Raw genomic sequence first — 13,893 nt, forward strand, 5'->3', positions numbered from 1 at the left:
GCTTGTTCATTTTTCAATTATAGAGTGCATTTATTGTTTATTTTGCATTCTTCAACACATTCCATCCCCATTTTCAAAATAATACAGCAATGAAAGGTTTTTCTTTATCTTGAGCTATTGCCTTTTTTCATTCGATTGAAACCTTATTACTGCAGAAAAGAAGGAATCTTTACAAAATCTTCATATTTATCTTTTAAAAATGATTTAACTTATCCTGCTGCTATGGAAGCTATTATATACTTCTTTTTCCTTTTATGCTTGCTTGGATATACTCTAATCTGCCAAAAGCCAATATAGACTTTGCAACAGTCAGTTTTTGCCCATCAAAAAAACTGACCTTGTCTCTGGTCAGTTTTTCTGCCGATGTTACTTCTACTCATTCCCCATCTCAATAATCCGCTGATTCCGGCTGCCACGAAAGGATAAGGTTAAATCCCGCTCAGCCAATATAAATGGTCCGTCCACCAGCACATCTACATAGTTAAGAAGCTCCAGCTGATGCGGATCTTTGTTCTCACGCAGCTCTTCGATCGTCCATCCAGTATACGCCCATATATTTTTCCCAAGCGCCTTCAATTGTCTGGCAATACTTGCTGCAGCCTGTGCCTGGTAAAATGGATCTCCGCCGCTTAACGTAATATCTGTCAATGGATTCCATGCCTCCTCGACAATCTGCTGCACATCCATCTCCTTGCCATTCCGTATATTCCAGGACCTTGGATTATGGCATCCCTTGCAGTAATGGGGACAGCCGGCAAAGAAAATAACCGTACGTAAGCCCTCTCCATCAACGACTGAATCATGATAAATGGATAAAATCCGTGCTGTTTCCATCATACATGCCTCACTCTGTCTCGTTCTTCCGATGCTTTTGCTGTATTCCATTTATCCATTGTTCCTACCAGATAGCCGGTAATACGGCGAATCCGGTCAAATTGTCTTTCATCCGCGATTTGACAGCTTGGACACTCGTTATCGATCGTTCCGGTATAGCCGCAGCTTTGACAGCGGTCGACCGGATGGTTTACACTGCCATAGCCAATCCCGCTTTCAGCCATGGTTTTCACAAGGGTGTCGATAGCTTTTATATTTTTGCTGACATCTCCGTCTACTTCAATATAAGTGATATGACCCGCATTGGTATATGGGTGATAGACAGCTTCCCGTTTTATTTTCTCCACAGCTCGAATCGGATAGTACACAGGAATATGAAACGAATTTGTATAATAATCTCTGTCTGTAATTCCGTCTCTTTTTCCAAAATCCTTGCAATCCTGCTTCACAAATCGGCCACTCAGCCCTTCTGCCGGTGTTGCAATCAGCGAATAATTCAAATCATAGTCTTCTGCAGCCTCGTCACATTTCTTCCGTAAAAAGGCAACAATCTCTTCTCCCAGCTCCTGCGCCTGTTCTGATTCTCCATGATGCTTGCCTGTCAATGCTTTTAAACACTCCGCCAGGCCAATAAAACCAACACTTAAACTCCCCTGCTTCAATACCTCTTCCAATGTATCCTCTGGATTTAATTCGTCACTGCCTGTCCAGACGCCTTCTCCATGCAAAAAAGTGAAGTTATTCACAAGTTTATTTGCCTGAAATACATACCGTTCATACAATTGACGAATGACCATTTCCGTATAGACCTCTAATTTCGCCATAAATGCCTCGACGGTTGATGAGGTCAGCGCTATTTTCACTAAATTAATACTGGTAAAGGAGATATTGCCGCGCCCGAGACTATTTTCTTCTCCATGACGATTAGCCATAATACGCGTACGGCAGCCCATATAAGCTACTTCCGAATCCGGATTTCCTTCTTCATAATAAACGAAGTTGAATGGCGCATCGATAAAGCTGAAGTTTGGAAAAAGCCTTTTTGCTGTTGTTTCCAAAGCCAGCTGATACAAATCATAGTTTGGATCCGCTTTATAAAAATTAACGTCTTTTTTCATTTTAAAAATTTGAATCGGAAAAATTGGTGTCTCCCCTTTTCCTAAACCAGCCTGTGTAGCTAAAAGAAGATTTTTTATAATCAGTCTTCCTTCTCTGCTTGTATCTGTTCCATAATTGATTGACGTAAATGGAACCTGACCGCCGCTTCTGGAATGGAGGCTGTTCAAATTATGAATAAACGCTTCACAGGCCTGGTAGCATTCCCGGTCCGTTTCCTCCCAAGCTAACTTCTCCAATTCCTGTGGAGCAAGGGGAAGCTGATATTGCTGTAATCTATGCAGCCGCTTTTGATAGGACTTCTTCACAAACGGCGCTAAATCATAATCAAACGCCTGGAAGCTCTGTCCACCATGCTGCTGATTTTGGTTGCTTTGAAAAACGATTGCCGCTAATGCCATCGCACTCAGAATGCTTTGTGGGGAGCGCATATGTCCATGCCCTGTGTTAAACCCTTTTTCCAACAATTTTCCTAAAGGAATTTGGCAGCAGGTCGCTGTCCCCGTGGGCATATAATCTAAATCATGAATATGAATATAATTATCCTCCATTGCCTGCTTCGCTTCTCGGCTCAACATCTTTTCTTTCGCATAAAGTTTTGCACTTTCACTAGCAAACTTGTTCATCTGCCCGCATGGTGATTTCCCGTCCACATTGGCATTCTCCTGTATTAAATCCTGATTGGTGCTGGATATAATCTCTTGAAAATCCTGCATTAAATCTGCTTCTGTACTTTCAGGAGCAGTCATTACTTCCGCCATCTTCTATTCCTCCTTCTTCGTCTCCGCAAATACGTTTCAACGCACTCAAAAACTATATATAGTATGTTTAAAAACAAATCAGAACTATATATAGTTCTATGGTAAAGGAGGTTAGAAAGAAGTTCAAATGGATATTTTATGACTTTTACCACTTTTTCTTCTCATTCTCTATCCCGATTATGAATTTTTTAAGTCATTTTTGAACCGTTTCAAGCATTTCTTCCAGAAGCTGCTGCCGGTTACCCTGCCGCAGGAATTCCTCTTCTGTAATTTTCTGCAGAATCTGCTTTTTTTGCTCGGGTGTTAAAGGCAGGGTGAGGATTCTTTTTCTTGCCTGATCAAGAAAGATAAGATCAGCTTCTATTTCTGCTGGCAGCTGATCCGCCAGCTTATTTTTTAACTGTTTTGCATAAATTGGACTCGCACCGCCGGTGGACAACGCAAGGCTTAGCGCTCCCCTTTGTAGAACAGCAGGAAAGGATACATCACTTTTCATGGCATCATTTGCAACATAAGCCAGCTGATGCGGCTGTTTGTTTTCATAAAGGGACACATTCAGTTCTTTCTTATCTGTCATCAATAAAAGAAATAGACAATTAAAATGTTCTCCCTCGTGAACCTCTCTTTCCTGCCACTTGATTTTTCCTTTTTGATAAAGCTGCTGCAAAAATGGATGAAGCTTCGGCGCAATGATAGTGATAGCAGCTCCAGCATCTAAAAAATGACGTATTTTTCTCGCTGCAACAGCTCCTCCGCCGACTGCAATGACGGTCTGATTCTTCACCTCTAAAAAAAGCGGCATGTGCATCAGCTGACTCTTCCTTTCAGCAATGTATTGACTCGATCGACTAGGACTGTAACGAGCTGATCATCAAATCCTAAGTACGGACAAAGAATAAATTGTTTATCTGTCCGTTCAGACAGTTCATCTAATTTCTGGCGCAGCTCCCTCATTAATACACCGGAGAATAGCAAATAGGGGACAACATACACCACCGAATTAGGACTTTTAAGCAATTGCTCCAGCCCCTCATCCAATGTAGGACGGGTTGCTGCCAGATAACATGTATTTACTTCATTTACCGGAGCTGCCTCCCATAATAAGCGTGCAATTTTGGCAAGGTCGCTATTGGCATCCGGATCACTGCTGCCCCGCCCGACAAGTAATACAGAAGCAGGTTCGCGTTCTTCATACACAGGCGGTTTACCGGTTTGCTTCAGTCCTCCCATTTCCAGGCGTTTGTTTAGTAAATCAATGATTGCCGGATCTACTCCCATCACCTTTCCATAGGTAAAGGTTACGTCTGGATAGCGTTTTTCTGCCTGCCCTATTTCTTTTGGGATATCCTGCTTTGCATGCCCAGCTGAAAGCAATAGAACCGGCACAACTGCAATCTGTGCTGCTCCCTGCCGGACACAGCTATCGATGCCTGTTTGGATGGATGGTGAAGCAAGTTCAATAAAGCAGGTTTCCTGTATCTGAATCTGCGGATTTTTTTTCTTCGCTCTGTCTACAAAAGCCAGAAGCTCCTCATTCCCCCGTTGTACCCGGCTTCCATGCCCGATATATAAAATAGCCTGCATCCTGTATTCCCCTTCCTCTCATTCTCTTTCAAGTCTAGCAAATTTCTGCTTAATGAACGATATTAATTGTAAAACTTAAAAATTTTAAGAAAAGGCCGCTGCAGCCAGCGGAGCTTCTTTTTGCAAAAGAACTTCCTGCAGTGCTTCTTCGGTCGGTTCAGATAATACCTCCGAAACAGCATACCCTGCTTTGACAGCAGCCTGCTTTGATTTTTCTCCAAAACAAATCACGCGTGCATAGGTACTAATGTTTTCTGGCGTTTCTCCACAAGCTTGAAACCCTTCCGTCACTGTTTTCACAGAACGCGCATTAGGAAAAATGATCGTTTCGATACGCTCCTCCTCCTGAAGACGGCTGAACGTTTGCTCCGTCTGCTGCACACGAATAAAGCTATGCGTAGCAATGAAATCAGGCTCAAATACGAATGGATAACGCTGCTCTTTTCGATGGAAGCCTTCCGGGTCTCCTAATATTACCAGCGGGGAAGCGTCGGGGCTCCGTTCTGCTATTTCTTTTCCAAAACAATGATAGGATTCTATGGCCTTTACTGTTTTTTTAGAAATTCCATAGAATTCACCTTGAATCCTTCGAATATCGATTTTATTTGCCTGCAGAGACTCGAAGAAAATGTCCACACTTGCCGGTGATAAAAAAAGAAGATCCCGATTTGCCGGAATATCGGCTTTTTTCAACAGATGCTTTTTCTTTTGCATCCGCGGAAATTCAAAAACCTCTGCTCCCTGCTCCCGTAAATGCCGGGCCATTTCACTCGGTTCTTCACCAGCCCGCCCGAGAAGCAAATGCTGACTAAACAGCGGCTTGCTTTCAAACCAGCTTTCTCCTTTTTTCAGTGTGCTTACATCTCCTACTAAGATGATAGCTGGATTTTTAAACTGTGCCGCTTTTGCTTTCTGTACAATAGTTGCAAGATTTCCCTGCAGCGTTCTCTGTTTTCCGGTCGTGCCCCATTGAATTAATAAAACTGGCGTATCCGAAGACCGCCCATATGAGATGAGCTGTTCTGAAATGTAAGGCAGATTGCCCAATCCCATATAGAACGCAATGGTGTCGATCCCGTTCGCTAAAGCATGCCAGTCAATCAGCGGTTCACCTGAAGGCGACTTATCATGACCTGTAATAACAGCAAAGGATAAGCTATGCTCACGATGTGTAACAGGCACGCCCGCATAAGCAGCAGCTCCGATTCCCGCCGTTATCCCTGGAACAATCTCGTAAGGCACACCGGCCTGTTCCAGTGCAGCTGTCTCCTCGCCTACCCGGCCAAATACGCTTGGGTCGCCGCCTTTCAAACGCACAACATTCTTTCCTTCTAAGCCATGCTTTACTAATAACTCATTAATTGCTTCCTGACGCAGTATATGTTTTTTAGGCATTTTACCACAATATATAAATTCTGCTTGCGGTGAAGCATATTCCAGTAAGAGAGGGTTAACCAGCCTATCGTATAAAACAACTTCTGCCTGCTGCAAATACGTATAACCTTTTAAAGTCATTAACCCAATATCTCCAGGACCAGCTCCGACTAAGTACACACATCCTGGTTTTGTCATCATTCGTCACCCTCATTTCATCCATTTCTAAGCTTTTTCGTATCAAATCGGCTTTTCAAGTCAATAGCCCTGCTTTTCTTAAAGTTAAAGAAGAGCAGGGCGATAACCGCAGCCCTGTCTCTTCTTTAAAGTTTTCAACCTTAAAACGTTTAATCATGAAAGTTTACTCCAGAAGTAACAGCCTTCACATACTCTTTTCGAACTACAAAATCACCGAAGTGTTCGCCATCCAGACGTTCCTTTGCATAATGCCGAATAATCGGCTGCAGCGTTTCTAAAATTTCTTTTTCTCCAATGCTTTCCCGGTAAATCTTGCTTAAACGCTGTCCGGCAAATCCTGCTCCTAGATACATATTATATTTTCCTGGGGCTTTCCCAATAAAGCCAATTTCTCCTAATGCTGCTCGTGAGCATCCGTTCGGGCAGCCAGACATCCGAATGACAATTTCTTCATCACGTAGCCCTTCTTCTTCCAGCAGTGTTTCCAGTTTCTCAATCAAGGAAGGCAGATAACGCTCTGATTCAGCCATCGCCAAGCCGCAGGTCGGAAAAGCAACACAAGCCATGGAATTACGGCGTAATGCAGATTGCTCCTTTCCATCTGACAGTCCATACTGCTCGATAAGTGCGATGATTTCCTTTTTCTTCTGACTGGTGACATTTCCGATTACCAGGTTTTGGTTTGCCGTTAAACGGAAATCTCCGGTATGAATTTTGGCAATTTCCCGCAGTCCCGTCATCAGCTGATAGTCTTCTTTATCCTGAATACGTCCATTTTGAATAAAAAGCGTAAAATTCCAGCGATTCTTCGTCCCTTTCACCCAGCCATAGCGGTCGCCGTTATGGTCAAAATGAAAGTCGTGTGCTTCGTCCAGCTGCCAGCCTAAACGTTCCGTCAGCTCATTTTTAAGCCAATCAATCCCTCTGGCATCAATCGTATATTTAAAACGTGCGTATTTTCGTTCGGAACGGTTTCCATAATCCCGCTGGATGGTAATGATTTTTTCAGCAACATCCGTGATTTGGTCCGGCTTACAGAAACCAATCACTCTTCCCAGCTGCGGATACGTATTGGTATCGCCATGTGTCATGCCCATACCGCCGCCAACCGATACATTGAATCCTTGAAGCTGTCCATCCTCCAGAACAGCAATAAAACCTAAATCCTGCGAAAAGATATCTACATCATTGGATGGCGGAACTGCAATTCCAATCTTAAACTTTCTTGGCAGATAAACCGTTCCATACATTGGCTCTACTTCATCAGTTTCTTTAGAATCAACCACCTTATCCCCATCAAGCCAAATTTCATGGTACGCATTTGTGCGCGGAGATAAATAGTCACTCAATACTTTTGACCACTCGTGGACTTCTGCATGCACCTCCGATTGATCCGGGTTAGGATTACACATAACATTCCTGTTAACGTCTCCGCAGGCTGCAAGGGTATCCATCAAAGCATCATTAATCCCTTTGATACTTGCTTTCATATTCCACTTTAAAATGCCATGCATCTGAAACGCCTGTCTGGTAGTCAATTTAATCGTCTGATTCCCGTAGGTGTTAGCCAATTCATCAATAACCAGCCATTGCTCCGGTGTAGCAACTCCTCCGGGTACACGGACCCGCACCATAAATTGATAGGCAGGCTCAAGCTTCTGCCGCTGCCGTTCGGTACGCAGATCCCGGTCATCCTGTAAATAGCTTCCATGGAATTTCATTAACCGGTTATCGTCATCCGGGATACCTGCACTTAACGGATCACTCAGCGTTTCTTCCAATGTCCCGCGTAAATAATTACTCTCTTTTTTGATTCTTTCTACATCGCTTGGCGGTCCATCCTGAATATGGACCGGTTTATGAACTGTTTTACTATCTGACATTTCTGATTCTCCTTTACTTACTAATAGACATCCCGCTGGTAGCGTTTCTCCTGCTGCATCTCCATTAAATAATGCTGCGCATCTTCTGTACTGAGATTTCCTTCCCGTTCCAGGATAGTCACTAGCGTATCGTGGACATCACTTGCCATGTTTTTCTCATCACCGCATACGTAGACGACTGCGCCTTCTTTCAGCCATTCATAAAGCTCCTTGCTTTGCTCCAGCATACGATGCTGTACATAGACTTTTTCTGCTTTATCCCGCGAAAAAGCCACATCTACTTTAGATAAAACGCCGCTCTTCAACCAGCGCTGCCAATCTGTCTGATAAAGAAAATCGGTAACAAAATGCTGGTCTCCAAAGAACAGCCATGACTTTCCGTTTGCTTCCATTATTTCACGTTCTTCTACGAAGGAGCGGAATGGGGCGATTCCAGTTCCCGGGCCAATCATGATAATTGGTTTATCCGGATCAGCCGGCAGCTTGAAATTCGGGTTTTTATGAACATAAACGGAAAGGGTCTGCCCCGGCTCTTTTCGATCTGCGCATTGCACAGAGCAAACGCCGCTCCGCTCTCTGCCATAAGTTTGGTAACGTACTGCTCCAACCGTCAAATGAACCTCCTCCGGATTTGCTTTGTAGCTGCTTGCTACAGAATATAGTCTCGGTGGCATTTTTCGTAACAGCGCAATAAATTCCTTTGCCGGAAGATCCTTTATCTGATAATCACGAATCAAATCTAATAAATCACGTCCGTATATATATTCTGTTACCGCTTCTTCGTTCCCCTGCTCCAGTAATTGCTGTAATTCCGGAATTTGTGTGAATTCCGCTATTTTTTTCAGCAATGGCTTTGTCAGTACAGTGATTTCATAATTTTTTTGCAATGCTTCTTGCAGAGGAACTTCATCCCCTTTTTTATTCACTGGAATCAGCTCATTCGGAGCCCACCCTGTTTCTTTGATAAGCTCTTCGACAATGACCGGATCGTTTTCAGGATAAATTCCAATGCTGTCTCCTGGTTCATACTCCAGGTTCGACCCTTCCAGCGACAATTCCATATGATAGGTTTCTTTATTCGAGCCGCGCCCATTTATATTCAGACTTTCAAAGATTTCTGCTTCAAATGGATTCGTTCTTGAAAATGCGGAAGCTTGTGTTTCTACGGCAGCAGCTGCTTCAGCTATTGTCGGAGCCTGAGCCGTTTCCTGTGACTCAGACAGCTTATTTAATACATTTTCCAGCCATTCCTCAGCCGCTTCATCATAATCCAAATCACAATCCACACGGTCGATAATTCGATTTCCTCCCAATTCTGCCAATCTCTCATCAAACTGTCTGCCAGTTTCACAGAAAAGGTCATAAGAGCTGTCTCCGAGCGCCAATACGGAATAATTCAAGTCCTCCAGCTTTGGAGCCCGGCGTCCGTGGAGAAATTCATGAAATTGAAGCGCTGTATCCGGCGGATCTCCTTCTCCCTGTGTACTGATTACAACCAGCAGGTTTTGAAGGTTTTTCAGCTTATTGGGTTTAAAATCAGCCATAGAGGCAAGGGTAACCTTCATTCCTTTTTCTTTTAGCTTTCCTGACACCTCTGTTGCCAATCCTTGACAATTCCCTGTCTGTGACCCGAAAAGAACCGTCACCTCTACCGGGGAAGCTTCTGTTACAGCAGCGGTTGGCAATTGCGCTGTGACTGCTTCTGCGACAGGTGCAGCCGGGGCGGCGCCGGCATTTTGTAAAGCAGAAAGATAACCGCCAAGCCATATTTGTTGAGTTTCCGTCAATGTTGGAAATAGACGATTGAGCAGCTCAACCTGCTCTTGATTAAATGGACTATTATTCACTTGAAATTGCAACGCTATCTACCTCTCAAAATTAATTTTAAATTTAAAGGATGTGTTCAAATTAAATATCTTCTTAATGTGTTATGCGAACCTATTAATCTGGCAAATAATTTCTTTCTCGTAAGAATGCAATCATCTGATCAACGCATGCTTCAATAGAATGCTGGTCGGAATCAACAACCAATTCCGGCTGCAGCGGTTCCTCATAAGGAGAACTGATACCGGTAAAATTACTGATTTCTCCTGTACGTGCTTTTTTATACAACCCTTTCGGATCACGGTCTTCACAGGCTTCTAAGGAGCACCGTACATAAATTTCCACAAATTCATCCTCTTGAACCAGCGCTCTCACCCGATTTCGATCCTCTGCAAATGGAGAAATAAATGCTGTGCAGACAATCAACCCTGCATCTACAAACAGCTTCGCCACCTCGCCGATTCGGCGGATATTTTCCTTTCGATCTTCTTCACCGAAGCCAAGTCCTTTATTCAGGCCGTGCCGGACATTATCGCCATCCAGCACATAGCTGTTTAAACCTTGTTCAAATAAACGATGCTCCAATGCATTAGCTAGTGTTGACTTCCCTGCTCCGGAAAGTCCGGTAAACCATAAAATACAGCTTTTATGCTGATTTCTCTGCTGCCGTTCTTGTTTCTGTACAGCAGTATCATGCCAAACGATATGTTTTGTTTCTTGTTTCAAATAAACACCATCCTTCTATAACTGTTCATTCTGATGTATTTACTAAGGTTTAACACATTAAATGCCTCCGCCTTCGTCATACGTGGAACGACGCTCTGCTCTTGTAGACAAATAAAGACTGTAGACACCTGCTGTGGCAATAAAAACGGAAAGGATTACGAAAAGCGTATAATAATCCGTTGTTTTAAATAAAAGAATAAGACCGTACGACAGTACTAATGAAATAATCGGTGAAACAACCCAGACTTTAATAATTTGTTTCACAATGCTCTGCTGCCACATTTGAAATCCTTTGTCTGCTGTTCCAACGCCAACGATGGCAGAGGTTGTTATTTGTGTCAGCGGCACCGGCAAGCCAAAAATGGATGCCGTTATCACCAGACTGCCTCCCGTCAAAGAAACAGCACTCCCCTGCAGCAAGGACAGCCGCGTAATTTTTTTCCCATTTGTTTCTAACACGCGGCCTCCCAGTAACACTGCTCCAAGAGATACGAAAAGTCCGCCAAGCAATACTGCCATAGTCACATCAAGCAGCCCGACACCAACTAACGGGCCGACAGCATTAGCTACATTATTCATTCCAGCAGCATATGCCTCGATACAGCCGGCCGCGATGAGCAAAAAAGCCAGTGGTTTTTTCCATTTACCAAGCTCTGTAAGCTCCTTCCAGCGATTTTCCGCATAGCGTATCCATTTCCCTAACACCAATCCAAGCAAAAAAGCGGTAATAGGAGTAATCAGCCAAAATGCAATGATGATAATCAACTGATCGAATAGGAGTGCCTGATAAGCGATACCTGCTCCAATAATTGCACCGACAACCACTTCACTCGTAGATAGCGGAATTCCTAATACGTTGGCAAAGAATAAAGTCAGACAAGCTGCCGCTAAAATAATAATGACAATTTCTACATCAAGGACCCCCGGGGAAATGATTCCATTTCCAATCGTGCGGACAACCTCGCCTCCAGATAAGGCGCCCAATAAAGCAAAAATACTAACCAGGATCATTGCCGTTCTTTTCTTGGGGATAGCACCGCTCCCATAAGCCGGCCCCATCGAAGCAGCCGTTCCGCTGGCTCCAATGTTCATCGCAAAAAATAAAGCAATTATAAAAGCAACAGCAACCAGCATAATTCTAAAACACCTCTCTCTTTCTTACTTACACACTTGCTTGCTGCTGCATCCCCCGGATAAGCACCTCGACAACCTCTTTCCGGCTGAATTCAGGAGGTGGAGTAATTCCATTGGTCAACATCTCTCGTACCTTTGTTCCAGACAAGATCACATGGCTTTCTTTGTCATGAGGACATGTTTTCGTCGATGCCATATTCCCGCATGCTTTGCAATAAAAGCTATGCTCAAAAAATAATGGCGTAATCTCGAGATCTTCTTCTGAAAATTGCTGGAAGATAACCTGCGCATCATAGGTTCCATAATAGTCGCCTACCCCTGCATGGTCGCGCCCGACAATAAAATGGGTACAGCCATAATTTTTTCGGACTAATGCATGAAAAATCGCTTCTCTTGGCCCGGCATAACGCATCGCTGCTGGAAATACAGCGAGAAATACCCGGTTTCGCGGATAATATTTGGACAATAGCACTTCATAGCTTTCCATTCTGACATCTGCCGGAATATCATCTGCTTTCGTATCTCCTACCAATGGGTTTAAGAATAACCCATCCACAATTTCGAGTGCTGATTTCTGAATATATTCATGAGCCCGGTGAACCGGATTCCTCGTTTGAAAGCCGACTACCTTTTTCCAGCCTTGTTTTTCAAAATGCGCTCTGGTTTCTTTTGGATCGAGATAATAGGCTTGAAAACGATCACGCTGCAGCCGCTTAGTTAATGTAATTGGACCAGCTGCATAATAATCAGGACGTTCAAACAGCTTCTTCACACCTGGATGCGCCTGATCATCCGTCCGGTATACCTGTTTTGCCTCTTTCCATTTATTTGGTTCATACACCTCGGTAATATCGATGACACCATACACTTCGTTGTTAAAAGTTAACTTAGCGCGTGTTCCGATTTCCAATGTGTTTGCTGCTGTCTCTGAAATTGGCAATGTGATTGGTATACTCCAAACCGTTCCATCTGCTAGGCGCATATCGCTGACTACCGATTCGTAATCTGCTTTTCCCATAAAACCTGTTAACGGGCTGAATCCCCCAATACCAATCAGCTCTAAATCGGAAAGAGCAAAGGAATCCAGCTCTATTTCCTGTGTGATTCCCTGTGTATCATAGTCTGGCTCATACTGTTGAATCAATGTTCCTCCATGTGGAGCAATGGTTGTCATAACGTTTACCTCCAATAATATTCAATTTCATCCTGGCTAGATTGCTTATTTATCCAGATGTAAGCCGCATTCTGTTTTGTTTGTGTCTGCCCATCTGCCGCTTCTTGCGTCTTCCCCTGCCAACACCGCTTTTGTACAATGTTCACAGCCAATGCTCGGGTAATTTTTATCATGAAGCTCATTATAAGGCAGCTGATGCAGACGGATATACATCCAGATTTCTTCTTCTGTCCAATGAATCAAAGGACAAATTTTAATCGAGTGAAACCGTCTGTCTTGATTAACAAATTCCGTATTAGCTCTTGTGGGGGATTGCTCCCGCCGTAAGCCGGATATCCAGGCAGTGTGTTGATTTAATTGCTGCTCCAAAGGAATCAGCTTACGAATGCTGCAGCATAAATCAGGATTCACCTTCCATAGCTCAGGACCATGAACTTCCGCCTGCTCCTCCGGTGTCAGCTCCGGTTTCGTCATTTCAATCCGTAAACTCGGATACCGTTCTTTTACTCGATCAATGAGTTCGTAGGTTTCTTTAAAATGAAAATCGGTATCCAGAAAAACGATGACAGCATCTTTTTTTACCTTATGGATCATATCAATCAAAACAATACCTTCCGCCCCAAAGCTGCAGGCGTAGACAAGCTCATCACCATAGGTCTGATATGCCCATTTCAATATCTCCAGGCTGTCTTTCTTTTTAAGCTTTTGATTCAGAGATTCATAATCCTCTGCCGCAGCTTTTTGATAGGTTAATTGCATGCATAAACCTTCTTTCTCAGATAATACTTGACCATTAAAAAAGACGCCGCTCCTCCAGATTTTCTTCTGAACAGAACGCCGCCTCTAGTTGTCTAGTCAGCAGTGTTTTTTCGTGTTTACTTTAATCTTACTTTTTCATTTTTCTCTAATTGGATTACCTTTCCATCTTGAACCACAATCGTTATGGTGCCATAATTCAAGTCATTTAATAATTCCTTCAACTTCACATAAAAATCATCCATTTCATGCTCTTTTGACATGTTATCTTCCCCCTAATTATTTTTCGTTGCTTGAGGAAGTTCAATTCCCTGTAATTTGATAAGATTTATTAGTATTCTATCCATATTTCTGCCTTTTGTCAATCACTCATTTAAAAATTTTTAAATGTAATGAAAATTGCTTTGATTTTCTGTTAAAAAACCAGGAAAATCACTTTGTCTTTAAAACATCGGTGCCCTTGCCAAAGAGATGTCCGCTGCGACGTTTTTCGATGGGGCGAGTAATCGCAATGGTTTTGGGTGGGGCG

General features: G+C 43.3%; 12 protein-coding genes. All 12 read right to left on the reverse strand.

Annotated features, from left to right (window positions below; genetic code table 11):
* Nucleotides 1-372: 372 nt before the first annotated feature.
* The 12 genes from nrdG to ACZSMY_RS10950 all read right to left on the reverse strand — a co-directional run bounded on the left by nrdG (nt 373) and on the right by ACZSMY_RS10950 (nt 13,609).
* Nucleotides 373-837 (reverse strand): anaerobic ribonucleoside-triphosphate reductase activating protein, encoded by a 465-nt coding sequence (nrdG, locus tag ACZSMY_RS10895; protein ID WP_226894831.1) that lies wholly within the window; start codon nt 835-837, stop codon nt 373-375.
* The gene (locus ACZSMY_RS10900; protein WP_368901422.1) at nt 834-2,711 is read right to left on the reverse strand and encodes an anaerobic ribonucleoside triphosphate reductase; all 1,878 of its coding nucleotides are present in this window, start codon (nt 2,709-2,711) and stop codon (nt 834-836) included. The genes nrdG and ACZSMY_RS10900 overlap by 4 nt, the downstream gene beginning before the upstream one ends.
* A gap of 193 nt (nt 2,712-2,904) precedes the next feature.
* The gene (locus tag ACZSMY_RS10905; protein ID WP_193063598.1) at nt 2,905-3,519 is read right to left on the reverse strand and encodes a precorrin-2 dehydrogenase/sirohydrochlorin ferrochelatase family protein; all 615 of its coding nucleotides are present in this window, start codon (nt 3,517-3,519) and stop codon (nt 2,905-2,907) included.
* Nucleotides 3,519-4,295 (reverse strand): sirohydrochlorin chelatase, encoded by a 777-nt coding sequence (locus ACZSMY_RS10910; protein ID WP_256704948.1) that lies wholly within the window; start codon nt 4,293-4,295, stop codon nt 3,519-3,521. Before ACZSMY_RS10910 ends, ACZSMY_RS10905 begins: the two co-directional genes overlap by 1 nt.
* 84 nt (nt 4,296-4,379) lie before the next feature.
* Nucleotides 4,380-5,870 carry a uroporphyrinogen-III C-methyltransferase gene (gene cobA, locus ACZSMY_RS10915; RefSeq protein ID WP_226894829.1) on the reverse strand — a complete coding sequence of 497 codons (1,491 nt, stop codon included), beginning with the start codon at nt 5,868-5,870 and terminating at the stop codon, nt 4,380-4,382.
* A gap of 146 nt (nt 5,871-6,016) precedes the next feature.
* Complete coding sequence (cysI, locus tag ACZSMY_RS10920) at nt 6,017-7,750, reverse strand: assimilatory sulfite reductase (NADPH) hemoprotein subunit (protein ID WP_193063594.1); 1,734 nt, start codon at nt 7,748-7,750, stop codon at nt 6,017-6,019.
* Nucleotides 7,751-7,770: 20 nt separating this feature from the next.
* Nucleotides 7,771-9,609: an assimilatory sulfite reductase (NADPH) flavoprotein subunit gene (locus ACZSMY_RS10925; protein WP_193063592.1), complete on the reverse strand. Its 1,839-nt coding sequence runs from the start codon at nt 9,607-9,609 to the stop codon at nt 7,771-7,773.
* A gap of 82 nt (nt 9,610-9,691) precedes the next feature.
* Nucleotides 9,692-10,300 (reverse strand): adenylyl-sulfate kinase, encoded by a 609-nt coding sequence (gene cysC / locus ACZSMY_RS10930; RefSeq protein ID WP_193063590.1) that lies wholly within the window; start codon nt 10,298-10,300, stop codon nt 9,692-9,694.
* A gap of 57 nt (nt 10,301-10,357) precedes the next feature.
* Complete coding sequence (locus tag ACZSMY_RS10935; RefSeq protein ID WP_465147780.1) at nt 10,358-11,434, reverse strand: anion permease; 1,077 nt, start codon at nt 11,432-11,434, stop codon at nt 10,358-10,360.
* Nucleotides 11,435-11,462: 28 nt separating this feature from the next.
* Nucleotides 11,463-12,608: a sulfate adenylyltransferase gene (gene sat, locus ACZSMY_RS10940; RefSeq protein WP_193063588.1), complete on the reverse strand. Its 1,146-nt coding sequence runs from the start codon at nt 12,606-12,608 to the stop codon at nt 11,463-11,465.
* Between the two features lie 45 nt (nt 12,609-12,653).
* A complete protein-coding gene (locus tag ACZSMY_RS10945) occupies nt 12,654-13,367 on the reverse strand; it encodes a phosphoadenylyl-sulfate reductase (RefSeq protein ID WP_465147781.1) in 714 nt (237 codons plus the stop codon).
* 116 nt (nt 13,368-13,483) lie between these two features.
* Nucleotides 13,484-13,609 (reverse strand): YezD family protein, encoded by a 126-nt coding sequence (locus ACZSMY_RS10950; RefSeq protein ID WP_226894844.1) that lies wholly within the window; start codon nt 13,607-13,609, stop codon nt 13,484-13,486.
* Nucleotides 13,610-13,893 lie beyond the last annotated feature (284 nt).

Source organism: Oceanobacillus sp. B139/18 (genome assembly GCF_055524595.1).